Annotated in this window: 21 protein-coding genes; 13 read left to right on the top strand and 8 right to left on the bottom strand. The window is 62.8% G+C overall.

Translation table 11 applies throughout. The features are described 5' to 3' along the window. Positions 1-52: 52 nt before the first annotated feature. The 4 genes from MTX36_RS02435 to MTX36_RS02420 are packed head-to-tail and all read left to right on the top strand — an operon-like array spanning position 53 to position 5,473. On the top strand, positions 53-766 hold the full coding sequence (locus MTX36_RS02435) for a phosphatidylserine decarboxylase (RefSeq protein WP_169635197.1): 714 nt from the start codon (positions 53-55) through the stop codon (positions 764-766). Beyond that, positions 763-1,662, top strand: coding sequence for a phosphatidylcholine/phosphatidylserine synthase (locus tag MTX36_RS02430; RefSeq protein ID WP_374230408.1), 900 nt, complete (start codon positions 763-765; stop codon positions 1,660-1,662). The genes MTX36_RS02435 and MTX36_RS02430 overlap by 4 nt, the downstream gene beginning before the upstream one ends. Positions 1,663-1,683: 21 nt before the next feature. Further along, the gene (locus tag MTX36_RS02425) at positions 1,684-3,840 is read left to right on the top strand and encodes an AAA family ATPase (protein ID WP_243618149.1); all 2,157 of its coding nucleotides are present in this window, start codon (positions 1,684-1,686) and stop codon (positions 3,838-3,840) included. Between the two features lie 10 nt (positions 3,841-3,850). Then, the gene (locus MTX36_RS02420) at positions 3,851-5,473 is read left to right on the top strand and encodes an amidohydrolase (RefSeq protein ID WP_243618148.1); all 1,623 of its coding nucleotides are present in this window, start codon (positions 3,851-3,853) and stop codon (positions 5,471-5,473) included. An 89-nt stretch (positions 5,474-5,562) separates the two neighbouring features. Here MTX36_RS02420 and MTX36_RS02415 read toward each other — a convergent pair whose 3' ends face one another. The 4 genes from MTX36_RS02415 to MTX36_RS02400 all read right to left on the bottom strand — a co-directional run bounded on the left by MTX36_RS02415 (position 5,563) and on the right by MTX36_RS02400 (position 9,924). Beyond that, positions 5,563-6,471 (bottom strand): hypothetical protein, encoded by a 909-nt coding sequence (locus MTX36_RS02415; protein ID WP_243618147.1) that lies wholly within the window; start codon positions 6,469-6,471, stop codon positions 5,563-5,565. A 310-nt stretch (positions 6,472-6,781) separates the two neighbouring features. Beyond that, entirely contained in the window at positions 6,782-7,804 is a 1,023-nt protein-coding gene (locus MTX36_RS02410; protein WP_243618146.1) for a DUF2804 domain-containing protein, read from the bottom strand. Beyond that, positions 7,801-8,553 (bottom strand): isocitrate lyase/phosphoenolpyruvate mutase family protein, encoded by a 753-nt coding sequence (locus MTX36_RS02405; RefSeq protein WP_243618145.1) that lies wholly within the window; start codon positions 8,551-8,553, stop codon positions 7,801-7,803. The genes MTX36_RS02410 and MTX36_RS02405 overlap by 4 nt, the downstream gene beginning before the upstream one ends. A gap of 90 nt (positions 8,554-8,643) precedes the next feature. Next, positions 8,644-9,924 (bottom strand): cytochrome P450, encoded by a 1,281-nt coding sequence (locus tag MTX36_RS02400; protein WP_243618144.1) that lies wholly within the window; start codon positions 9,922-9,924, stop codon positions 8,644-8,646. Positions 9,925-10,053: 129 nt separating this feature from the next. On the opposite strand from MTX36_RS02400, the gene MTX36_RS02395 reads away from it, so the two are divergent. The 3 genes from MTX36_RS02395 to MTX36_RS02385 are packed head-to-tail and all read left to right on the top strand — an operon-like array spanning position 10,054 to position 13,410. Beyond that, the gene (locus tag MTX36_RS02395) at positions 10,054-10,668 is read left to right on the top strand and encodes a TetR/AcrR family transcriptional regulator (protein WP_169635203.1); all 615 of its coding nucleotides are present in this window, start codon (positions 10,054-10,056) and stop codon (positions 10,666-10,668) included. 26 nt (positions 10,669-10,694) lie between these two features. After that, complete coding sequence (locus MTX36_RS02390; protein ID WP_243618143.1) at positions 10,695-12,041, top strand: hypothetical protein; 1,347 nt, start codon at positions 10,695-10,697, stop codon at positions 12,039-12,041. A gap of 40 nt (positions 12,042-12,081) precedes the next feature. Further along, positions 12,082-13,410 (top strand): hypothetical protein, encoded by a 1,329-nt coding sequence (locus MTX36_RS02385; protein ID WP_243618142.1) that lies wholly within the window; start codon positions 12,082-12,084, stop codon positions 13,408-13,410. On the opposite strand, the gene MTX36_RS02380 is transcribed toward MTX36_RS02385, so the two are convergent. Further along, positions 13,367-13,780 (bottom strand): NUDIX domain-containing protein, encoded by a 414-nt coding sequence (locus MTX36_RS02380; protein WP_374230407.1) that lies wholly within the window; start codon positions 13,778-13,780, stop codon positions 13,367-13,369. The two genes, MTX36_RS02385 and MTX36_RS02380, sit on opposite strands and share 44 nt — an antisense overlap. Positions 13,781-13,960: 180 nt before the next feature. On the opposite strand from MTX36_RS02380, the gene MTX36_RS02375 reads away from it, so the two are divergent. Genes MTX36_RS02375 through mnhG form a run of 6 tightly spaced genes read left to right on the top strand, consistent with a single transcriptional unit; the run spans position 13,961 to position 20,207 of the window. After that, positions 13,961-16,795 carry a Na+/H+ antiporter subunit A gene (locus MTX36_RS02375; RefSeq protein WP_243618141.1) on the top strand — a complete coding sequence of 945 codons (2,835 nt, stop codon included), beginning with the start codon at positions 13,961-13,963 and terminating at the stop codon, positions 16,793-16,795. Next, a complete protein-coding gene (locus MTX36_RS02370; protein ID WP_243618140.1) occupies positions 16,792-17,397 on the top strand; it encodes a Na(+)/H(+) antiporter subunit C in 606 nt (201 codons plus the stop codon). Before MTX36_RS02375 ends, MTX36_RS02370 begins: the two co-directional genes overlap by 4 nt. Beyond that, the gene (locus MTX36_RS02365) at positions 17,394-19,031 is read left to right on the top strand and encodes a Na+/H+ antiporter subunit D (RefSeq protein ID WP_243618139.1); all 1,638 of its coding nucleotides are present in this window, start codon (positions 17,394-17,396) and stop codon (positions 19,029-19,031) included. The genes MTX36_RS02370 and MTX36_RS02365 overlap by 4 nt, the downstream gene beginning before the upstream one ends. Next, entirely contained in the window at positions 19,028-19,597 is a 570-nt protein-coding gene (locus tag MTX36_RS02360; RefSeq protein ID WP_243618138.1) for a Na+/H+ antiporter subunit E, read from the top strand. The genes MTX36_RS02365 and MTX36_RS02360 overlap by 4 nt, the downstream gene beginning before the upstream one ends. Then, positions 19,597-19,866, top strand: coding sequence for a monovalent cation/H+ antiporter complex subunit F (locus MTX36_RS02355; protein WP_279394080.1), 270 nt, complete (start codon positions 19,597-19,599; stop codon positions 19,864-19,866). The genes MTX36_RS02360 and MTX36_RS02355 overlap by 1 nt, the downstream gene beginning before the upstream one ends. Further along, the gene (gene mnhG, locus MTX36_RS02350) at positions 19,863-20,207 is read left to right on the top strand and encodes a monovalent cation/H(+) antiporter subunit G (protein ID WP_243618137.1); all 345 of its coding nucleotides are present in this window, start codon (positions 19,863-19,865) and stop codon (positions 20,205-20,207) included. The genes MTX36_RS02355 and mnhG overlap by 4 nt, the downstream gene beginning before the upstream one ends. Here mnhG and MTX36_RS02345 read toward each other — a convergent pair. The 3 genes from MTX36_RS02345 to MTX36_RS02335 form a co-directional block, all read right to left on the bottom strand. Beyond that, on the bottom strand, positions 20,173-21,465 hold the full coding sequence (locus MTX36_RS02345) for a phosphatase PAP2 family protein (protein ID WP_243618136.1): 1,293 nt from the start codon (positions 21,463-21,465) through the stop codon (positions 20,173-20,175). The two genes, mnhG and MTX36_RS02345, sit on opposite strands and share 35 nt — an antisense overlap. 163 nt (positions 21,466-21,628) lie before the next feature. Further along, positions 21,629-22,753, bottom strand: a complete 1,125-nt coding sequence (locus MTX36_RS02340) for a glutamate--cysteine ligase (protein ID WP_243618135.1) — start codon at positions 22,751-22,753, stop codon at positions 21,629-21,631. 88 nt (positions 22,754-22,841) lie between these two features. Further along, complete coding sequence (locus MTX36_RS02335) at positions 22,842-23,546, bottom strand: superoxide dismutase family protein (RefSeq protein WP_243618134.1); 705 nt, start codon at positions 23,544-23,546, stop codon at positions 22,842-22,844. Positions 23,547-23,555: the final 9 nt, after the last annotated feature.

Here is a 23,555-nt window from a genome sequence, read left to right as displayed (position 1 = left end):
GGTGCACTACCCCGCACTGTCAGTGCGGACCACCGAGTAGTTAGAGGAGCCTGTGGCACGCCGACCCACACCCCCCGGAACCCCGCAACCCACCGGAATCGGACATCTTGTCGATCTGGTTCGCCATGCGATTCCGCCGCTACATCCCGCCGGCCTGCCGTTTGTGCTGGCACCGTTGGGCGTTGCAGCCTTGGGCCGCAACCGTAAATGGGTACGCCGCGCGGGCCTGTTCTCCGCTGCCGCCTGTGCCACATTCTTCCGTCACCCGCACCGGGTACCGCCCAATCGCATCGGCGTCGTCGTAGCACCGGCTGACGGCGAGGTCGCCTTGGTCGACAACGCAGTTCCGCCGGCCGAGCTCAACTTGGGCAGCGAACCCCGCCCCCGCGTGAGCATCTTCCTGTCGGTTCTGGACGTCCACGTCCAACGCGCCCCCGTCGGCGGAACCGTCAAAACAGTTGTTCACCAGCCCGGCAAGTTCCTCTCCGCAGATCTCGCGGACGCCAGCGAGGTCAACGAGCGCAACAGCATGCTCATCGAAACCGCATCCGGCCACGACATTGCCGTCGTCCAGATCGCGGGCCTGCTGGCTCGTCGTATCGTCTGCTACGCGGGCGTCGGCGATGTCCTCCCCATCGGCGACACCTACGGATTGATCCGATTCGGCTCCCGCGTCGACACGTACTTCCCGGCCGGAACGACCTTGCTGGTCGAGCCCGGTCAGCGCACAATCGGTGCTGAAACCGTCATCGCGCAACTGCCGTGAAGACACCGAGGATGAAGCCAGCCGTGAAGAAACCGGCGGTAGCCGCAAAACAACCCGGCATCAAGGTGCCCAAACGCACCCAAGCCGTGCGGTTGCTGCCGTCAGTCATCACCATCCTCGCACTGTGTGCCGGGCTGTCTGCCGTCAAGTTCGCGCTTGACGGTGAGCCCGGCATCTCACTCGCGATGGTCGGTGCTGCCGCTGTCCTCGATTCACTCGACGGCCGGATCGCACGACTTCTCGACGCCACCAGCAAGATCGGTGCCGAACTCGACTCGCTGTCCGATTCCATCTCCTTCGGCGTCGCCCCCGCGTTGGTTCTGTACGTGACCTTGTTGGACGGCACCGGTTTCGGCTGGATCATCGCTCTGGTGTTTGCCGTCAGCATCGTTCTGCGCCTGGCGCGGTTCAATACTTTGCTCGACGACGACGACGTTCCCGCTTATGCCCGCGAGTACTTCGTGGGCGTTCCGGCACCGGCCGGCGCATTGATCGCCCTCACTCCCCTGGCTGCGACCGCGCAGTGGGGAGACGGATGGTGGTCGTCGCCGGTAGTTGTTGTTGTGTGGATGCTCTTCTCCGCCGCACTGATCGTCAGTCGCATCCCGACGCTGGCCATGAAATCGGTATCGGTACCTCCGCATATGGCGGCCGCACTACTGGTGCTGGTTGCCTTGACCGCGGCCGCATTGATCACCTTCCCGTACGTGCTGCTGATCGTTCTCGTCGCGATCTACCTCATCCACATCCCGTTTGCGGTTCATTCCAAGCGCTGGGTTGCGGCACGTCCGGAAACCTGGGACATCAAGCCGTCGGAGCGTCGCGCGATAAGGCGTCAGCCCACCGCCGGCGGACGACGCTCGATGGTGCGCCTCGGGTTACGACGCCCTCGCTAATTGACGACGTAGTCTCGGTATGTGACTTCGCCGGAACTCGCCCTGACCGTCCGCCTCAACACCTCCGCCGCAGATTTACGACGCGGGGTTGTGCGCTTGCATCCCGAAGCGTTGGCGGCGTTAGGCATCCGTGAATGGGATGCCATTGCCTTGATGGGTGCCCGCGGAACCGCTGCTGTGGCGGGGCGGGCACCCACCGGCACTCCGGCCGGCACGATTCTGCTTGACGACGTCACGATGTCCAACGTCGGGCTCACCGAAAACTCTTCCGTCGTGGTGGGTCCGGTGACGGTGTACGGGGCACGCTCCGTCTCCGTTACCGGATCCACCATGGCGACACAATCGATCAGCCCCACCGTTCTGCGCCAAGCCCTCCTCGGCAAAGTTGTCAGCGTCGGCGACACCGTCTCGCTACTCCCCCGCGATCTGGGCCCGGGCACCAGCACTTCCGAAGCCACTCAAGCTCTTTCCCGTACCTTCGGCGTCGCCTGGACTTCGGAACTGCTCACTGTCACGGGCGTTGACCCGGCCGGTGGCCCGGTGAGTGTGCAGCCGAATTCGGCGGTGGACTGGGGAAGATCATCTGCCGCTGCTGCGCCCGCTGACGCTGTGGTGGTCGCTGATGTTGCTGCTGTTCCCCTCGACCATCTTGTGGGCGCGCAGGCTCAGGCCGCCAAGCTCACCGAATGGCTCGGCCTCGCACTGGATGAACCTGAACTGCTGCGCACTCTCGGAGCTTCCCCGCACCTCGGTGTTCTCATCACCGGCCCGGCCGGAGTAGGCAAAGCGACACTCGCCCGATCGGTACTGTCGTCCCGCAACGTCGTCGAACTCGACGGCCCCGGAGTTGGTGCCACCGAACCGAATACACGCCTCGCGCGCATCGTCGACGCCGTAGCCGCAGTACGCGGCGGCGGAGTCTTGTTGATCAGCGACATCGACGCACTACTGCCCTCGACGCCGGAACCTGTGTCCGCGTTGATCCTCGAACAACTGCGTAACGCCGTGTCCACCCCGGGAGTGGCATTTGTCGCCACGTCCGCACATCCCGAAAGCGTCGACGCACGCCTGCGCGGCCAAGATCTGTGCGACCGCGAACTGTCCCTGACACTGCCCGACGGCGCCACCCGCCGGGCCCTCCTCGAACTGCTCCTTCGCAGAGTCCCCACCGGCACACTCGAACTGGACGCCATCGCCTCCCGTGCCCCCGGTTTTGTGGTCGCCGATCTAGCGGCACTGTGCCGCGAAGCCGCACTGCGCGCCGCAACCCGCGCATCCAAGTCGGGTGAGGCCCCCGAAATCACGCAAGACGATCTTGTGGGTGCACTCGAAGTGATTCGGCCCCTGTCCCGTTCGAGTACCGAAGAACTCTCCATCGGCAGCGTCACTCTCGACGACGTCGGCGACATGGTCGAAACCAAACAGGCACTCACCGAAGCGGTGCTGTGGCCGCTGCAGCACCCCGATTCCTTTGCCCGCCTGGGCGTCGACCCGCCCCGAGGCGTCCTCCTCTACGGCCCGCCCGGCTGCGGAAAAACGTATCTTGTTCGCGCCCTTGCCAGCTCGGGCCACCTCAGCGTTCACGCCGTCAAAGGCGCAGAGCTCATGGACAAATGGGTCGGCGCTTCGGAAAAAGCGGTGCGCGAATTGTTCCAGCGCGCCCGCGACTCCGCGCCCTCCCTCATCTTCCTCGACGAAATCGACGCCCTCGCACCGCGTCGCGGGCAGAGCTCCGACTCCGGCGTATCGGATCGCGTCGTCGCAGCGTTGCTGACCGAAATGGACGGCGTCGAACCGCTGCGTGATGTTGTGGTGTTGGGCGCCACCAACCGCCCCGATCTGATCGACCCCGCACTCCTACGTCCGGGCAGACTGGAACGCCTCGTGTTCGTGCCGCCGCCGGATGCCGAGGCCCGCAAGGCAATTCTGCGAGCATCCGGAAAATCCGTACCGCTCGCCGAGGATGTCGACTTGGACGCCCTGGCCGTCGATCTCGAGGGCTACTCCGCTGCAGACTGCTCGGCACTGTTGCGCGAAGCAGCGCTCACCGCCATGCGTCGGGACATGGAAGCTGCCGACGTGAGCGCAGAGGATGTAGCGACAGCACGCAAAACCGTAAGGCCCTCACTCGATCCCGAGCAGGTGGCACATCTCCAGGCATATGCGGACAACCGGTAAGGACTGAAATATGAATGCGGATCTGGTGCTGTTCGGCGACGTCGTCACGATGCACGACGCGCTCCCCCGCACGGAAGGCCTGGCCGTCACTGACGGGCGCATCACGGCGGTGGGATCGCGAGCTGAACTCGACGTGTTGATCGGGGCCGGAACCCGAGTCGTGGACGTCGGAAGTGCTTGCATCCTTCCCGGATTCATCGAACCGCACGGGCATCCACTGGAAGAAGCAATCGTGCTGGGCCCGGCCGTCGTGGACATCCGGCCGGTCACGATCGCCGACGCCGACACTGTTGTTGCCGCCATTGTCGAAACCATTTCTGATCGTGGCGCTGCCGGCGCTTTCCTGAACGGCTGGGATCCGTTGCTACAGAAGGGCCTACCCGAGCCCACACTGAAGTGGCTCGACACCACCGCACCTGATTACCCACTCGTGATCCTGCACAATTCCGGCCACGTCGCCTACTTCAATACCGCTGCCGCAGAGCAGGCTGGAATTACCCGGGACACACCAGATCCCTTCGGCGGATCGTACGGCCACGACGCGTCGGGCGCTCTGGACGGCGCAGCCTACGAAACTCCCGCAGTGTTCACTGTTGCCGGACACGCCATGACCATCGGAGACGATTTCCCAGCGCTGTTGGCCGCTGAGTGCGCGCGCCTGAATGCTGCGGGAATCACCACCGTCGCGGAAATGTCGTTCGATCCACGAATGCGACCGGCGCTCAACACAATGTCCGACGCCGGTGTACTCACCACGAGGTTCCGCCTCTACGAAATGTCGACACCTGCCCGCACAACCGACGCCGCACCCGGCGACGGCAACGACCTGGTCCGGCAAATCGGAATCAAGGTGTGGTCCGACGGTTCGCCGTGGGTAGGCAACATCGCCACCAGCTTCCCGTACCTGGACACCGAGGCAACCCGCGGACTCGGAATCGCCTGCACCCACGGCCATGCCAACTACACCGGCGAGCAGATCCACGACATCAGTGCCGCCTACTTCGACAAGGGTTGGCAGATTGCCTGCCACGCTCATGGCGACGACGCAATCACGATGGTCCTCGACGCGTGGGAACAACTGCTGCAAGAGTACCCACGCGACGACCACCGCCTGCGGCTCGAACACGTCGGAGCGATGCGTGCGGACCAGTTCCAGCGGGCCGCAGACCTGGGAGTCACCGTCAGCATCTTCATCGACCACCTGCACTACTGGGGTGACGTACTAGTCGACGACCTCTTCGGACCCGAACACGGCAGTGTCTGGGCCGCAGCAGGTTCCGCACTTTCCGCCGGTCAACGCTTCACCTTCCACAACGACGGCCCGGTCACTCCCGCCAACCCCTTGCGGAACATGCAGGACGCCGTCACCAGACTCGCACCCAGCGGCCGCGTCGTAGCACCGGAGGAACGGATCCCGGTGGATGCTGCGCTGCGCGCTCATACCGTCAACGCTGCCTGGCAACTCTTCAGCGAGGAGAACATCGGCGCGATCTTCCCCGGCGCCTATGCGGATCTGGTTGTCCTGTCGGCAAATCCCCTCGACACGGAACCCACCTCGTTGTCCGACCTGAAGATCCTTGCCACGGTGCTGGAAGGGCGGACTGTGTACGGAGAGTTGAGCGCCGTCGGCTAGCTGGCACCCTTTGTGCACAGTGAGCACCCCTTTCAGCAGGCGGGAAAGGGTGCTCACTGCACAAAACCTGTGCTCACTTCGGGGAACTGTCAGGCGCCGCGGCCACGCTCGAACGCCGCCGTGATCCGGCCCGCCACCAACGACGGCGTCGACAAGTCCGCCCACGTCCACCGCGCAACCTGCCAGCCCGCTTCGCGCAATCGATCCTCGCGAAGCTTCTCCTCCCACAGAACATCCTCGGCAGAGCGGCCCGCGGGCACCAGCCGGCCGTACTTGACGCGACCGTCGAACTCCCCGACAGTGCGGTGCTCCCGCCACAGAAAGTCGACTCTCGCATTGCCGAGTTGTACCTGCGGCTGCGGGATCGGAAGTCGCTCGCGGACGAAGAGCGCCAGGCTCCGAGACTCGCCGACGCTTTCGATACGTGCATCCATCGAGCTCACCGCCTGCAATGCGTGGCGGTGCGACGGGTGCTGCGGCACGCGGGACAAACTGCCCTTGATTTCGTCGATCCCCACCGGCGTGCGGTGCAGCGCAGAATTGCCCGCTACCAGCGCCTGCTCAAAGGGCAGCGAACGCGCAAGATCCACCACGGTGCGCGCTGGAGTCGTGACTGCAAGGCCGTCGACAGTAGTCACTTCGTAGTCTGTGAACTGCGCCGAATGCACGTGCCTGTCCGTGGACTGCCGGCTGCCCCCACGACGGTTCCGGCTGAGATGCACACGATCGAGCGGCGTGTTCCAGAGCTCGAATCCGTGGATCACAGCAGCCGACGCGTGGCTGACGATTGAGTCAGCGTGGGCAGCATTCGCCACGGCACGAATACGTACACGATGCCGCTCATGCGCTGCCAGATCGGACAGTTGAGCCGTCGATACGTAGGCGCCGCGATGGATTCGGGTCCACTCGCCGTTTGAGCAGGTCCTGCGGATCTCGGCGTCGGTGCCCCCGGTAGCGAGGTGCTCAGGCCTGCGGATGATGTGCGGTTGTTCCCCCATGACCAGTGATCCTCGCGCATCCCGGCAGTCGAAAGCGGACACGATTCGGATCTGTGGATAACTCTCGAAGTGAGCACCGTTTATGCACAGTGAGCACCGGTTTCAGCACCCTGGAAAGAGTGCCTACTACACAGAAACGGTGCCAGCTTCCGAACGGCCGCGCAGCACACCACAGCCAACACCACGAAAACCACAGCGCCCATTCGACGACACCGAAGCGAGCACCCTCTGTGCACAGTGGGCACCCCTTTCAGCACGCTGGAAAGGGTGCCCACTACACAGAAACGGTGCCAACTTCAGCAAAGCACCCTTACCAGCGGTTCCGAACTTCCTCCGCAAACCCAAGGAGATCATGAACCGCGACAGTGCTTCCATCGTCGAGAACAACAGTGCCGGAGAACTTTCCGAAGACCTGGTGCTGGATCGATCGCAGTACACCGACATTGAACGTCGCGGCTCGGTCGATGATCGGCTCGAACTTCATCTCGAAGCGGCCGTCGTTGCTCGTGAACTTCCACGGTGCGCCGTCGTAGGTTCCCGTTGGAAGCTCAAACTCGAGCCGATCCAGTTTGTGCGCAACACCATTCACAAAAACGATGTTCTCGCTGGCCGCTGAGGTATCACCGAATCCGTAGCCGATGTTGAAGCCGAACCGCTCTCCGTTCACCAACCCCGATGCCGAACCCCAGTACCAGGTGTTGTCATACGTCCAGACACCCCGGCCCCAATCCAGCACTCCGAAAGCATCTTCCGGAGCAAACGCAAATTCCTGCCCACCAACCCGAACAGTGCCGCGGGCGGGCAAGCAGTTGATCTTCTGGTTGTAGTAGAACGACCGGGGAGCCTTCGGGAACGGCGTCGCGATCACCATGCGATCGTCAGCCGGACTCTGCAGAAACAGGTCGGCCGAGAATCCCTTCCCGCCGTCAAATGCCGGGTAGTCGACAACCACACGGCGCCCACCATCCACATGCCGAAACTCGAAGCGCGCCTTACCCTTCGATACAACAACATCACCGGAATCAGCACTGCCGGGCAGACCCAGCTTGCCCATCGGAAACGGCAGCATCACGCTTTCCGTGACCTCGTGCGGCGTCGCAAAGTCTAGCCACGACACACCGAGCAAGCCCATGTAACCGTTGTCCGCGACAGTCAACGCGATGCCGTAATCCGGTGTGAGCACGCAGTAGTAATCCCACTCTTTGAGGCGGAACTTGGGTGCCTGCACGGCTGAACGCTGATACTTCCGAATCTCCGAGGGCGCCCAGCCCGCCTCCACGAGATGCCCGCGAGCATCAAGAAGCGGGCCGGGCGTCAGAACCTGATTGCTCAAGCCCAGCGTCCCAGAATCTCGGTGGCGCGATTCGACAGCGCCATCTGGAAGAACGGACCGAAACTCACACGGGCCACTCCGAGCGGCCCGAAACTGGCCGGGTCATCCTGATCCGGGATACCGATTGCGTTGACCGGCAACGGAAGTTCCGACGTCAGACGAAGCTGAGTAGCGTCGTCGTGCCGTCCGACGGGATACAGAACATCAGCGCCCGCATCAGCCGCCAACTTGAGGCGTGCAATTGCGCGGTCTACCCGATCGGACTCGTCGCCCACCTGCTTCACAAACAAATCGGTACGCGCATTGACAACGACGTGCACGCCGGCGGCGTCGGCGGCCGTGCGAAGCCCACCCACAAAATCGGCATGCTCCTGCGCCTCACGCAACCGCCCGCCCTCGCTGTGCACGGTGTCCTCGATATTGAGGCCGACAGCACCGGCGTCGAGCAAGCCTTCGATCAGAACAGCGGGCTCGAGCCCGTAACCACTCTCGATGTCCACCGAGACGGGAGCGTCGACGGCGCCGGTGATCTGCTTGATTCGACGCACCAACTCGCCGAACGTGATGCCCTCATTGTCAGGCTTGCCGATGGAATCGGAAACCGGATGGCTGCCGACGGTCAGGGCTGCAAAACCCGCAGCCACCGCAAGATTCGCCGACCACGCGTCCCACACCGTGGGGAGGATTACTGGATTGCCGGGCTGATGCAATGCCAGCAGAGCAGTGGCTTTCTCGTTGATCGACGTCATGCGGTGGCTCCTGAAAGTAGGCGACAAGTACCCCTACTGTGCGCCTTTTTGGTAGCGCTGGCTACCAGAAAGGCGCACAGGGTGTAGCCCCTAGTGAGCTACCGGGCAGCCGGAGCCCTCCGCGCCGCCCTTGTAATCCACCTGAAATTCCTTGATGCCGTTGATCCAGCCGGAACGCAGTCGACGCGGGTCACCGAGCTTGGTGATGTCCGGCATGTTGTCGGCAATCGCGTTGAACATGAGGTCGATTTCCATGCGCGCAAGGTTGGCACCGATGCAGAAGTGCGCGCCCGTGCCGCCGAAACCCAAGTGAGGATTGGGGTTACGGGTGATATCGAAGGTCATCGGGTTCTCGAAGACCTCCTCGTCGAAGTTGGCCGAGCTGTAAAGCATGACAACGCGCTGACCCTTCTTGATCGAGACGCCGGCCAGTTCGGTGTCTTCGAGGGCGGTGCGCTGGAACGCGGTGACCGGAGTTGCCCAACGGACGATCTCGTCGGCCGTCGTCTTGGGACGCTCCTTCTTGTACAGCTCCCACTGCTCGGGGTTTTCGAGGAAAGCGATCATGCCGTGGGTAATGGCATTGCGCGTCGTCTCGTTGCCGGCAACCGCGAGGGTCAGTACGAAGAATCCGAAGTCTTCGGGAAGGAGAGATTCGCCGTCGATGTCGGACTGAACGAGAGTCGTGACGATGTCGTCGGCCGGGCAGCTACGACGCGCATCTGCCATTTGGTACGCGTATCCGAGCACCTCGATGGACGAGGCTGCCGGATCACCCACATACTCCGGATCGTCGTAGCCCATCATCTCGTTGGACCACTTGAAGAGCTTCTCGCGATCCTCCTGCGGAACGCCGAGCAAGTCGGCAATCGCCTGCAGTGGCAGCTCACTGGCCACCTGCTTCACAAAATCGCCGGGGCCTTCAGCGATGGCGGTTTCGACGATATTGCGTGCCCGACGGTCCAATTCGTCGCGCATGCCGTTGATCGAGCGCGGCGTGAACAGCTTGGAGATCAGCTTGCGCTGTTTGGTGTGCTCGGGGGCATCCTTGTTGATCAGGCTCGCGCGCTGCATCTCGACAGCTTCACGTGGCATGTCATCGGTGAAGCGCGGGATTGCGGTGTTCTCCCAGCTCGAGAAGACGTCACTGCGCTGGCTGACCTCTTTGACGTCTTCGTGACGTGAGACCACCCAGTAGCCATCATCCTGGAATCCGCCGACGGTAGGCGGCTGCTCACACCACCAGATGGGTGCGCTGCGACGCAGTTCCGCAAACTCTTCGAACGGAACGCGGTCGGCGAGGATGTCGGGGTCGGTGACGTCGAATCCGACCGGCAGATTGGGTGTGCGAGTTGTGTCCGAGATGGTCATAGCATCCTCTGATCGGTCGGTTTGTGTCCTGCACCACAGAGTAGCTTTCACTGACGCGCTGTCAAGTAAAAGACGGTAAGTCTCGCCGAACTACCCCAACCGACACCTCATCGCCGTAAGATTCCGCTAATGACCAACACTGCGGCCAAGCCGACTCTGCGCGAGAAGCAGAAGCAGCAAACACGCGCAGACCTCGTAGAAGCTGCCGACGCACTCTTCACCGAACGCGGCTACGCGGCCGTCACAGTGGAGGACATCGTCGGCCGGGTCGGGTGCAGCCGAGCCACCTTCTACCTGCACTTCCCCGGCAAACTCGACATCCTTAAAGCCCTCGGATCGAATACCGTCATGTCCAGCACGCTCGCGATTTTCACCGACCTGGACCGCGTTCTCGAATCCGGTTCACGCGACGAATTCGCCGGATGGATCAACCGCGCCCTCGACTGGTGCCGCGATCACCACCACCTGATGCGCGCCTGGGACGAGGCCATGGTTCTCGAACCCGAATTTCGAGCCCTCGCCCGCGCCGGCATCTCAGCCCTGCCCAATGCGATGACGTCGTACCTCGCTCGCTGGCCCGAAGAACGACGCGACGAAGCAAAACTTCGAGTTGAACTGCTACTCACCCAGATCGAGCGTTTCTTCATCCGCTGGGCTGAGCAGGGCGCAATCACGGCCGGCGCCGACGCGGCTGCCGACGTCCTGACCGACATCTGGTTCCCCGCCCTGACACCCCCAGTCTGAGCCCGAACCCGCGATAGGTTGGTCTGATGCCAGTCGACCTACGAGCGATCCTCACCACCCTTGCTGCACTAGCGTCCGGGGCCCTTGCCGCGCTAGCCCTGACCAATCCGCCGCTACAAGAGTGGGCGATCGAAGCCTCGCAGTCCGAAATCGACCGGTGGGTCAGCAGTGGGCCGACCTCCGTCGCATTGGGCGCCGTCGTTGCAGTCGTGGCGTGCGCGTTGTCCCAGCGACGCGGTTCCCGCCGTGCGGGATGGATCGCCGTCGCAGTCGCCACGGGCATCATGGCTTTGATCCGGCTCGCGGTCCCCGAAGTCGCGTCACTCGACCTGCTGATCGCCTTCCTCGTGATCAAAAGCATTGCGGCAGGCGTGATTCTAGGTTGCGCCGTCGCTGCGAGCTGGGACCGAATCGCGTCGAAAAATGCTCTGTTACTGGGTGTGATCGCCGGATTCCTGACCGCGAGAGCCTTTGCCTCCGCGACCGGACGGATGAGCACCTCCGCCGTCGGCGAGCCCGCGTGGCTGCTACTCGGAGCAACTTTCGTTGCCGCAATCGCTTGTGCCGCAACGGCGCAGGCCGAATTCCGGATCAGGCGTCCCGACGTCGGCGAGATCCGAATCGCCCTTGTTGCCATCACCGCTCTGGCGATCGGGCACCGCATACTCGGATCAGTCATCGACCGCCAGCAATACGCAAGCGAAGGCACCGCGTGGGTCGTCATGGTCCTGTGCGCCGCAGCAGCGTTGTGGCTCACGGCGGTAGCGGCCCGCCGCCTCGGCGACGATTCCGGTGCCGGCGGCACATTCCTCTGGGCTGCAACGGCACTCGCGGCCGCATCGGCTCCGACTTTGGTGACAGTCACCAGTGTGTCCGGCAGCTGGGGCCAACTGGAATCACCCTGGGCGATCGTGCTCATTGCCGGTGTGGCCGTCGCCGTGGGCTTGCGGTTGAGCGCCCGCATTCCACGCATCGTCCCCTTGATCGTCCTCGCTGCAGTACCGCTGTCGGAACTTCTCCCTTTCACCGCAGCACACGGCACGATCGGACTAGCCGTCAAAATCGCCGCCCTCGGATTTGGCGGAGCCTTGTTGCTGGGCGCCCTCGCACCGGGCAGCCTCGTCGACGCCACCCTGGGCCTCACCATTCCCTTTGCCGCGATGACCTTCTCTTCGATCGCGATCCTCACCGATCTACTCTCGTCGGCACCTACCCGGGTGAACTTCAGCTATGTGGGAGAACCGACAGCGTTCACCTCAATCCCCGTCGACTACTTCACGGCCCAGACAATCGCCACAGCACTCCTGTTCACTGCAATTGTCACGGTGTGCGCAATTCCCGTCACCCGACTGAGACATTCAAATCCGGCGTAACGGGTGCCCGATTGACTACCGTGGAGCAGTGCACGCCGACATGAGGACGCTTCGCATCGCGCTCAGCGGTGTCACGGCGTTTGTTGTCACCGTCGTCGTACTCGCACCGTTTGTGAGCAGTTCGCGCACGTCGATGTCGTCCGGGGACAGATTTTGGTCGATCGGCACGATTGCCACGGGAGTGCTGGCAGTAGTCGCGGTCGGTGCAGCGTCGGCGCTGGTTCGCTCACGGACCCGTACCGCTGCGCTGGTCGCTCTCGGCGGGATGCTCCTCGAACTGCCGGGGTTGCACAACCAATCTTTCGAAGCATTCGCTCCCGTCGCGGCGGGCATCACGCTGGGTGCAATCACGTCAACGCTACCGAGACCTCTGCTGGCCAGCAGTGTCGCGGGAGTTGTTGTTGCCGTCTACGTTTCGACGGCAATCCTGGACCCCAACGCTGTTCCCCGTCGGTATGCCGACTACCTGGCGCAAGATGTTTCACAGTTTCAACCACCGCTCATAGCGGCCACACTGACGGCACTAGTCCTGATTGCACTGTCGATTCTGGCCTTCTGGAACCACAACTCGGATAACCGCCACGACCCGGACGCCGACCCGGAGCAGCGGCGAGAACAGATGGCGGTTCGGCCGGTAGTCATCGCGGGCGTATTGACGCTCACCGGACTCATCGTGAATTGGTCGTTCAATGTCACCACCGTGTGGGCTGCACTCCCGGTCCTCGTGGGAGCGCTGGCCGTCACGGTGATTGCGGCTGTGGCGTTGGGAAGTGGGAATCACATCCTGCTTGTCGCGACTGCATCGGCAGCCACCCTTGCGGTGGTGGTCGCGAATCGTCCACCGGAATCGGTGACATTGGCCCAGGAACTCACCGCCGCCCGGGTGGCGACACTCAGCGCGCTCATCGTGGTGGCCGCGGCAATTGCTGCCTTCCGGCCGTCGGCGATCGTCAGCTACGGGTTGCTGTTCACCCTGACTCTGGCCGGCTTCGTCAACTACGCGGCCAGAACCACCAGGTTGAGTGAGTTCATCGTCGACATCGCGGGAGCCGCCGTGGCCTATGCCATAGTCAGTGCGCTGAAGTCGGAACCGCACCGGACCGGAGGCTCGCGCCTTTTGGTGGGACTGGGCGTCATTTTCGGTCCGACTGCCTACGCGCTACTGGTGTATCCCCGATTCTCGTACGGTTCGACCGACTTCACACCGATCGAGGGCGGCACCGTCGTCTCCCGGTTCGAGCCTTCGGGCGATCTTGTCGTTCTCGGATGTGCCGCCCTGGTGATCGTGACTGTCTGCGCGTACACAAGTTACCGACTCCGCAACTTCAGTCGATCAGGTCCATCGACACCAGTCGCTGGAACACTTTGAGTGAACCGGGCGCCACGTCGTCCATCGCCTCGTATTCGGCCAAGGTGAAGTACCGGAATTCTGCGATCTCGCTTGTGGGCCTCGGCTCACCGTCCATCTCGGCGCGGTAGCAACTCATATGCAGTCCGGTATCAATCGAGTGCCCGAATGCATGGGCTTCGAAGACGTCGAGGAACGCAACGGTGCCCGGCACCAGGCCCACATCCAGTTCTTCACGGACCTCACGATGCAGGGCCTGTTCCGGCGTCTCACCCGGATCGATCTTTCCGCCGGCCATATAGAACGCCGTCTTACCGACCGACCTGGTCTGGATCAGTCGACGGTCCCGAATATGAGCGAGTGCAGCGGTCCGAATGATCTGCGTTTTCACCTCGCCCAACTTACGTGTAGCAGCCGCTGTGGTTGTAGCTCGAACCGACTCGCTGCGCAACGAAACCGTTCCGCCCGGTAATATGTGCACGTGGACGAAGTAATTTCGTCTCGAAATACTCGATAGGTTCGATTAGTTCGGACACCCCGCCGCACCAATGACAACACGACGGAGTGCCTTTTGCTCGCTATTCTGCTTGCCCATGCCGTTGCCGCCCTCTTGGCTCCGCTTGTGGTGCGCAGGTTCGGGCGAAACGGTTTCTTTCCACTCGCACTGGTACCGCTGGCCAGCCTCGGCTGGGTCATCGACAAATGGGGCAGCGTCCAAACGCTGCACATCACTTGGGCTCCGGGCCTGTCGATGGACATCGACTTCAGATTCGACGCGCTCTCCGCGATCATGGCCGTCCTGGTCTTGGGCGTCGGCACCCTGATCCTGGTTTACTGCGCACGATATTTCAACGACGACGAACCCCGTCTGGGGATTTTCGCGGCCGAGATGGTTGCCTTCGCCGGCGCGATGTTCGGCCTCGTGACCAGTGACAACATGCTGTTGCTGTATATGTTCTGGGAACTGACCACAGTGCTCTCGTTCCTGTTGGTCGGGCACTACGCCGAGCGCGCCACCAGTCGCCGCGCCGCCACCCAGGCCTTGTTGGTGACCACTGCCGGTGGTCTCGCGATGTTGGTCGGCATGATCATCCTCGGCCAGGTCGGCGGTAGCTACAACCTCTCCGACCTCGTCGCGTCGCCGCCCACGGGCTGGCTTACGTCCGTCGCGATCGTGCTGATCCTGATCGGTGCGTTGTCGAAATCCGCGATCGTGCCCCTGCACTTCTGGCTCCCCGGCGCCATGGCGGCGCCCACCCCGGTCAGCGGTTACCTCCACGCTGCCGCCATGGTCAAGGCCGGTATCTACCTCGTCGCGCGCCTTGCTCCCGGCTATGCCGATTCACCACCGTGGCGGGTCACCATCATCAGCCTCGGGTTGCTGTCGATGATCCTCGCCGGTTGGCGAGCCATGCGTGCCTACGACCTCAAACTCGTACTCGCGTTCGGAACCGTCAGCCAACTCGGATTCATGATGGTGCTGGTCGGAATCGGTACGCGCGACGCGGCCCTCGCCGGTATGACGATGGTGGTTGCGCACGCCATGTTCAAGGCGGCACTCTTCATGGTCGTCGGCATCATCGACCACACCACCGGCACCCGTGACCTGCGCAAACTCGCCCATCTGGGCAAGAAGGCCCCGGCGCTGGCGGTTATCGCCGGCCTAGCTGCGGCGAGTATGGCCGGTCTGCCACCGCTCCTCGGATTTGTCGGTAAGGAAGCCGCACTCGAGTCGGTACTCGAAACCGACGTCCTCGGACACTGGTCGTCGATCGCCGTCATCACCGTCATCGTGGCGGGCTCGATCCTGACCGTCGGCTACAGCCTCCGTTTCATCTGGGGCGCTTTCGGACGTAAGACACTCAAGAATCCCAGCCCGGCCGTCAGCAAGATGCATGCCCCGAGCTGGCTGTTCCTGTTCGCACCGGGCTTGCTCGCAGTCCTCGGTCTGGCCGCCGGAATCCTGTCGCCGCAGCTCGAGAAGCTGCTGACGCCCTACACACAAACCCTCGCAGCCGGCCCGCACGCCGATTACCACCTGGCTCTGTGGCACGGATTCAACACTCCGCTGCTACTTACCTGCGTAGTCATCGCCGGCGGTTTTGCGCTCTACATCGCGCAACGCCAGATCAGCCGCCTGCACTTCGAGCATCCCCCGCTCGGTAACGCCGACCGTATCTACGACGCCACCCTGCGCGGCATGGACACCATCTCCATGCGTCTGACCGGCGCCACGCAGCGTGGTTCGCTCCCCCGGACGCAGTCGACCATCCTTGCGACGCTTGTCATCGTTCCGCTGGTCCTGTTGATCATCGACACTCGCACGGGTGTGGATATGCGGTTGTGGGATTCCCCCATCCAGTTCACGATCGCGCTGATGATGATCGCCGCGGCACTTGCTGCAATCGTCATGCGCAACCGTCTGGCAGCGGTCATCCTCGTCGGCCTCACCGGTTACGGCTGCGGTGTCCTGTTCGCCTTGCACGGTGCCCCGGACCTGGCGCTCACCCAATTTCTGGTCGAGACTCTGACTCTCGTGATCTTCGTGCTGGTACTTCGAAAGTTCCCGGCCGAAGTCGACGAGAGCAAGGCCATCGGGTTCAAACTGCCGCGCGCGATCCTGGCCGTCGCCGTCGGCGCTACCGTCACCACGATTGCCGCCTATGCCGTCAACGCACGCAATACCCGTCCGATCTACGAGCTCCTCCCCGACGCCGCATACACCATCGGTAACGGCAAGAACGTCGTCAACGTCCTCCTCGTGGACATCCGCGCGTGGGACACCCTCGGCGAGATCTCGGTGCTGCTCGTTGCCGCAACCGGCGTCGCCAGCCTCGTGTTCCGCAACCGCCGGTTCGGTATCGCGCCCCGCGTCGCCGACGCCCCGTCGGTGATCGTCGACAAAGCTGCCGCCAACTCCGATACGACGTGGCTGCGCGGCGGCGATCTCATCGACCCGCGCTACCGCTCCCTCGTCCTGGAAGTCACCACCCGTTTGGTCTTCCCCGCGATCATGGTGCTGTCGATCTACTTCTTCTTCTCCGGCCACAATGCACCCGGCGGCGGTTTTGCCGGCGGCCTCACAGCCGGGCTCGCGCTCGTTCTGCGCTACCTCGCCGGTGGCCGTTACGAACTCGGTGAAGCCGTGCCCATCGACGCCGGAAAGATCCTCGGATTGGGCCTCGCGCTCTCGGCCGGTACCGCCATCATCTCGCTGTTCCTCGGCGCCCCGGCCCTCTCGTCGGCGGTCTTCGAGTTCACCCTCCCACTCATCGGCCACGTCAAACTGGTCACCGCACTGTTCTTCGACCTCGGTGTCTACCTCATCGTCGTCGGCCTGGTGCTGGACGTACTCCGAAGTCTCGGCGCCCGCCTCGACGCAGAAATCGAGGTGAAGGCATCGTGAGTGCCAATTTCATAATGCTGGTCCTGGTCGGGGTACTGATCTCGACGGGCGTCTACTTGCTGATCGAACGCAGCATCACCCGAATGTTGTTGGGCCTGCTCCTGTTCGGCAACGGCATCAATCTCCTGATCCTCACCGTCGGCGGCAGTGACGGAAATCCGCCGATCGTGGGCCGTGAATCGGTACACGAGAAAATCGCGGATCCCTTGGCTCAGGGCATGATCCTGACGGCCATCGTCATCACGATGGGCATCGCCGCCTTCGTTCTGGCACTGGCGTACCGATCTTTCAAGATCAACACCGCCGACGCCGTCGAGGACGATCCCGAGGACACCAAGGTCATCAAGCGTCGACTCCCCGCCGACGCCCCCGACCACGACCGTTCCGACGACCCCGTCACCGGCGCCCCCAGCATCGGCGGCGACGCATTCGACAAGGACGGCAACCCTATTCCCCTCGAACAGTTGGTCAACCTCGAGGACATCGAGTGCTACGACGACCTTCACGACGGCGACTTTGAGGACGAACCGGTGCCCGACTGGGCTACCGACCTTGCACGTAAACAGGAATCCGACAAGCGGAAGGGAGGTGCTCGCTCATGACCATTTCGCACAACCTCATGGGAACGCTCGCACCCCTGCCCGTCTTGATTCCGATGCTGGCCGCCGCCGCCACCCTCGTCGTCGGCCGACGCCCACGATTCCAGCGCGTCATCACCCTCATCGCGCTGGTCGCCGTGGTCGCGGTCTCCGGAATGCTGCTCTACCTGGCAGATCGTGACGGCACCACCGCCATCCAGGTGGGCGGCTGGGATTCCCCGATCGGCATCACTCTCGTCGTGGACCGCCTCTCGGCGATGATGCTGGTGGTGTCCTCGATTGTCCTTCTGGCCGTCATGGTCTACGCGATCGGTCAGGGTATCCGCGACGGCAGCGAAGCTCAGCCGGTTTCGATCTTCCTACCGACATATCTAGCGCTGACCGCCGGTATTTCCAACGCCTTCCTCGCCGGCGACCTCTTCAATCTGTACGTCGGTTTCGAGGTTCTGCTGTCGGCAAGCTTCGTGCTGCTCACCTTGGGTGGGAGTGCGGATCGTGTTCGAGCGGGCGTCTCCTACGTCATGGTCTCGATGGTGTCGTCGCTGATCTTCTTGGCCGGCATCGCCTTTGCGTACGCCGCGACGGGCACTCTCAACATGGCCGATATGGCCCTGCGTTTCGACGACATTCCGCCCGGCACCCGGACTGCGATCTTCGGTGTTCTGCTCGTCGCCTTCGGAATCAAGGCCGCAGTCTTCCCACTCTCGGCTTGGCTCCCGGACTCCTATCCGACAGCGCCCGCACCCATCACCGCCGTCTTCGCCGGCCTCCTGACCAAAGTCGGTGTGTACGCGATCATCCGCGCGCACACGCTCCTGTTCCCGCAAGGTGAACTCGACAACGTTCTGATGATCTGTGGTTTGTTGACGATGGTGGTCGGCATCATGGGTGCCATCGCCCAGAGTGATATCAAACGACTCCTGTCATTCACCCTGGTCAGCCACATCGGTTACATGATCTTCGGCATCGCTCTGTCGACATCCGCAGGCCTCTCGGGAGCCATTTACTACGTCGCGCACCACATCATCGTGCAGACGACGCTCTTCCTCGTCGTCGGACTGATCGAACGTCAAGCCGGCAGCTCGTCGCTACGACGCCTCGGCGGATTGGCTGCGGCCAGCCCGATCCTGGCAATCGTGTTCCTGGTTCCCGCCCTCAATCTCGGTGGCATTCCGCCGTTCTCGGGCTTCATCGGCAAGGTCGCACTCCTGCAAGCGGGCACCGCGGATGCCAGCGCACTCGCCTGGGTGCTTGTTGCCGGCGGCACCGTCACCAGCTTGCTGACGCTCTACGCCGTCGCCCGAGTGTGGACCAAAGCGTTCTGGCGCGCCCGCGCCGACGCCCCCGAAGGTGACCTCGCGGATGTCAGTCCGTCGGCACTGATCGACGAATCCGAAGAGGACATCGCCTTCGTCGATCGTGAAGACGTCGGCAAGATTCCCGCTTTCATGCTGATCCCGACAGTCGGGTTGGTAGCCGTCGGACTCGCGCTGACGGTATTCGCGGGCCAGATCATCGACATCAGTGACCGCGCCGCGAAGGATCTACAGGATCGGTCCATCTACATCGAAGCCGTCCTCGGGGACCACCGCCCGATACCGCATTCGGATACCACCGCAGAGGAGCCGCCGCGATGAAACGTGAACTCGTACTCCGCGTCGGAATCTTGGTGTGGCTGACATTCGTGTGGGTTCTGTTGTGGGGCAACATCAGCTACGGCAACATCTTCGGCGGGCTCGTCGTGGGCCTCGTCATCATGGTCCTGCTGCCTCTCCCCCGGGTACCCGTCGAGGGCCGCGTGCATATTCTCTCGATCCTGCGTCTGGCGTGGGTGATCGTCTACTACGCAGCGCTTTCGAGCATCCAGGTTGCGTGGCTGGCGATCAGGCCGTCACCGCCGCCCGTCACCGGTGTCCTGCGGTACCAGCTCGGCATCAAATCCGATCTGGTGCTCACCCTCTGCATCGACGTCCTGAATCTCATCCCCGGAACCATGGTTCTCGAGATCGACCAGAACCGTCGGATCGTCTACGTTCACGTGCTCGATGTCGGCTCGCAGAAATCCGTCAGCGCGTTCTATCGGTCCGTCGAAGATCTCGAGCGCCTGTTCATCGCATCCTTCGAGCGTGATTCCGACTGGCAACCCAGCCCGTGGCACCAACGTGACTACGAATTCGATGCACCCCGAGCGGAGGACCAGTAATGAACGGGTTCATCACCACCACCCTGATCGTCTCCGGGGTGATTCTCGCGATCGCGGCGCTACTGACAACATTCCGGCTGATCGACGGGCCCAGCTCGCTGGACCGGTTGGTCGCGCTGGACACCATCGTCGCCGTCTCGATGTGTGGACTCGCGGTGTGGGCTGCCTACAGCGCCGACACCACCATCATTCCCGCGATCGTCGCCTTGGCCCTCGTCGGATTCATCGGTTCCGTCTCCGTCGCACGTTTCCGGGTGAGTGACCGATGATCGGCAACATACTCGACGTCATCGGGGCCGTCTCGATCTTCCTCGGCGCGCTCCTCGCACTCACCGCAGCGATCGGAATCGTACGATTCCCCGACACACTGCGTCGTATGCACGCGGCTACCAAACCGCAGGTCGTCGGACTGGTCCTCGTTCTGATGGGCGCAGTGTTCCTGCTTCGAGGAAGCGTCGACATCTGGATGCTGATCCTGGTCGGCGTGTTCACGTTGCTGACAGCACCCGTGATTGCCCACAGCGTGGGCCGCGTCGCCTACCGCGAACAGCGCGAGCAGGACGCCGTCATGAAGATCAACGAACTGGAAGACCCGCCGGAGCTTCGGTAGGTGGCAGGACGTCGTCTGCTCGCTCGCCCCACTGCGCCAACGCAGTACCCGGGCGGGCGAAGAACGTCGCGTAGTACGCCACCGACATCAGTACCAGAACAGCGATCAGCAACGGCCCGAACAACTCTGGATACGCTGCCATCTGGACCGACGCAAAGCGGTAGGACAGCAGAAGTCCGACGAGAATCGCGCTGCCGCCGACGATCAACCGGATGCGGAACCAGCCCCAGCCGCGTTCCGGATCATGCAGCGCCGCATCGAGAGTCAGGCACAGAATTGCTCCGGCAATGAGGTCGACGCCGTAGTGGAATCCGAAGCCCAGCGTTGCCGTCAGCGTTGCGAGAAGCCAGAACGTACCCAGGCTTCGCAACCACCACGGACCACGCCGCGAATGGATGAACAGGGCAACTGCCCACGCCGTATGCAGACTCGGCATGCAGTTACGGGGAGCCTGGTCGTCGAAAGGCAACGACGCGGGAGCTGAAAAATCAATGTTCGGAACGATATTCGGCCAGAAATCACCGATCTGGAATCCGAGCCCTCGCGGGCCGAATGCGAACACCGGGCCTACAACGGGAAACAGTATGTAGAAGACCGGGCCGATCAATCCGATGAGCAGGAAAGTGCGCAGCAGATGATGTGACGGCCAACCTTTACGTGCCTGGTAGAGCGCGACCACGATCACGGCGACCGGAAGCTCGACATAGATCCAGTCGAGAGCCGCCGCGCCGACCGGTCCCATCGCGTCGACAACCTGACCCATCACCCACGACGGATTGCCCAGAGCCTGATCGGCCAGGAACACGTACTCGTCCCACACGTCGGTACCGAGCAGGATGGTGATCGAAAGCCACGTTTCGGCGACCTTCGCGGCAATGATCAACAGTGCGCCCAGAGCAACTCCGTGAAGGACCGCGCTACGACGCTCGCCGCTCAACTTCCAGAACGCATAGACAGCAATTGCCGTGAGCACCCAGGTGCCGCCCGTACCCATCGTGAGCGGTCCGCCCGAAAACCAGCGGATGGCACCCACGACAACATCAATGGCGACTGCAGCGGAGACTGCGTAGATACGTTCGCGGTTATTGAGGCCGACCAAGGCGAGCGCCAATCCCACCCACGGCATCGTGGCCGAACGCGGAACCAGGAAGTAGTCACCGAACAGACTTTCCACCGGACCGAGATAGCCCTTGTACGACGCAAACGTCTGCACACCCAGAACCAGCGCGACTACCGCTGCACCGCCGAGAATCAGCAACTTATGAGAATCGACCCATGACGTATCTGGTCCCCCGGCATTATCTGGTCCCTCTGTTGCCCCCGCCCGGGACCCGCGCTCTGTCAACACCGACCAATAGTAAACGGCGAGTGAACCCGACCTGGACAGATGGTCGGTTTGCCCGACTACGACCTACAAAAAATCAGGTGCCGAGTTCCGCGACCAACGCATCGACGACGGCAACCAGATCGCCGCCCGTAGCCTCGGCAACTCGACGTTGACGCTGGTAGGACGCCCCCCGGCGAGGAATCTCCGCGACCGACGCCAACTCGTCGGCGCACCCCAGAGCCACAGCCACCGGGGTGAGATCCTCGAGCAGTCGTTCCAGATCGTCGGTGACCAAGCACTCGTTTGCATCGGAGTCGAGGATGATCTCGGCGTCGAGACCGTACCGGGCCGCCCGCCACTTGTTTTCCTTCACATGCCACGGCTGCATGTTCGGCAACGTCTCACCCGCACTGAGACGACGATCGAGATCCACGATCAGGCAATGCACCAATGCCACCAGCGCGCCCAGTTCCGCACGCGTCGAAACCCCGTCGAACACACGGACTTCGATGGTTCCCCACTTGGGTGCCGGACGAATATCCCAGTGCATCCCACCGATTTTGGTGATCACACCCGTCTTCATCTGGTCGTCGATGAACGACTCGTACTCACTCCAGGTTTCGAACTGATACGGCAACCCGGCCGTCGGCAACTGCTGGAACATCAATGCCCGATTGGACGCATAGCCGGTATCGACGCCCGCCCACATCGGCGACGACGCCGACAGCGCCAACAGATGCGGATACCGCTGCAACAAAGCATTGATGATGGGGAACACACGATCCGCCGAGGACACACCGACATGGACGTGGACACCCCAGATCAACATCTGACGGCCCCACCACTGGGTGCGCTCGATCAGTTCGTCGTAATCGGGGGTGCGGGTGACCAACTGCGTCGACCACTGGGCGAAGGGATGCGTTCCGGCGCAGATCAGCTCGACGCCCAACGGATGGGCGGCCCGACGAAGAAGGTGCAGCGAACTGTCGAGATCGCTCATCGCCTCGCCGACTGTGCCGTGAATACCCGTCACCAACTCGACAGTGTTGCGCAGTAGCTCCTTGGTGATATGCGGCGTCTCGGAGCCTGCAAGCTCCTCGACAGCCGAGAACACCTCAGCTGCTGTATTGGAGAGATCTCTGGTCACACGATCGACCAGCGCGATCTCCCACTCCACGCCCAGTGTCGGACGCGGCGAACCCGGAAATGGAACTACCACGCAGAGAATCCAATCACAGTGTCCGTGAGAACACCCTGCTGGCTACTGCGTGGTAGTTGCCGAAGTGATGCAGAACTCAGAAGTGGAGTCAGCTCTTGCTGATGACACCGCAGGCAACGCGTCCACCGGCGTCACCGGTGTCGAGGGTCTGCTGATCCGGCGCCGCCGCGTAACGCGTCGGGATGTTGCCGAAATTGTCCGGGCCTGCGTGGATCATGACGGACGTACCTCCATTGGCCACCAGCTCCTCGACGGTGAACGCATCGGTGGTCGTGACGAGGGTTGCCGTGCCGTCCTCGAGAACCTGCACCGACGTCAAGTCGCCGCTGGCCGGATGGCCGGTGTGGCCGGCTGCCTGGAAGTGTCCGCCGGCCGAGAGGAAGTTACCCGGCTCGCCGCCACTGGGAGCAACCGAATTGGTCTCGCACTTGGCGATCTGGTGAACGTGGAAGCCGTGGAAGCCCGGGGTCAGACCCTTGGCATCCAGCGAAACCTTGACGTCACTACCGTCCTGAGTGAACGTGACCGTGCCGACCTTGGCACCGTCGGTTCCGTTCAGGCTGGCGGTGACCGTTTCCACGGAAGTACCGGCGTGGGCGGTCGACGTCGGAGTACCGTGACCGGCGCTCTCGTGCGCACTGGGATCAGCGGCACCCGTCCACACAGGAGGAGTCGTGCCGGGGACGCTGCTGGGCTCTTCGTTGTTGCTGCAGGCAGTCAAGCCGAAAGCGGCGAGTGCGACTACGGGGGCAACGACGCGCCAAGACATACGCCGGGTGCTGCTGGGGGCCATCGAACCGCT

It is taken from the genome of Rhodococcus sp. ARC_M6, from assembly GCF_022810305.1.
Lineage (GTDB): Bacteria > Actinomycetota > Actinomycetes > Mycobacteriales > Mycobacteriaceae > Rhodococcus_F.
Note: the sequence above shows the minus strand (reverse complement) of the source record. Positions and strands in the feature narration are given on the sequence as shown.

Bases quoted from the DNA above. Each gene is read 5' to 3' on its own strand.
- MTX36_RS02420 (WP_243618148.1), top strand. From the start codon at position 3,851: ATGAATGCGGATCTGGTGCTGTTCGGCGACGTCGTCACGATGCACGAC.
- MTX36_RS02415 (WP_243618147.1), bottom strand. From the start codon at position 6,471: ATGGGGGAACAACCGCACATCATCCGCAGGCCTGAGCACCTCGCTACC.
- MTX36_RS02405 (WP_243618145.1), bottom strand. From the start codon at position 8,553: ATGACGTCGATCAACGAGAAAGCCACTGCTCTGCTGGCATTGCATCAG.
- MTX36_RS02400 (WP_243618144.1), bottom strand. From the start codon at position 9,924: ATGACCATCTCGGACACAACTCGCACACCCAATCTGCCGGTCGGATTC.
- MTX36_RS02395 (WP_169635203.1), top strand. From the start codon at position 10,054: ATGACCAACACTGCGGCCAAGCCGACTCTGCGCGAGAAGCAGAAGCAG.
- MTX36_RS02390 (WP_243618143.1), top strand. From the start codon at position 10,695: ATGCCAGTCGACCTACGAGCGATCCTCACCACCCTTGCTGCACTAGCG.
- MTX36_RS02385 (WP_243618142.1), top strand. From the start codon at position 12,082: ATGAGGACGCTTCGCATCGCGCTCAGCGGTGTCACGGCGTTTGTTGTC.
- MTX36_RS02365 (WP_243618139.1), top strand. From the start codon at position 17,394: ATGACCATTTCGCACAACCTCATGGGAACGCTCGCACCCCTGCCCGTC.
- MTX36_RS02360 (WP_243618138.1), top strand. From the start codon at position 19,028: ATGAAACGTGAACTCGTACTCCGCGTCGGAATCTTGGTGTGGCTGACA.
- MTX36_RS02355 (WP_279394080.1), top strand. From the start codon at position 19,597: ATGAACGGGTTCATCACCACCACCCTGATCGTCTCCGGGGTGATTCTC.
- mnhG (WP_243618137.1), top strand. From the start codon at position 19,863: ATGATCGGCAACATACTCGACGTCATCGGGGCCGTCTCGATCTTCCTC.
- MTX36_RS02335 (WP_243618134.1), bottom strand. From the start codon at position 23,546: ATGGCCCCCAGCAGCACCCGGCGTATGTCTTGGCGCGTCGTTGCCCCC.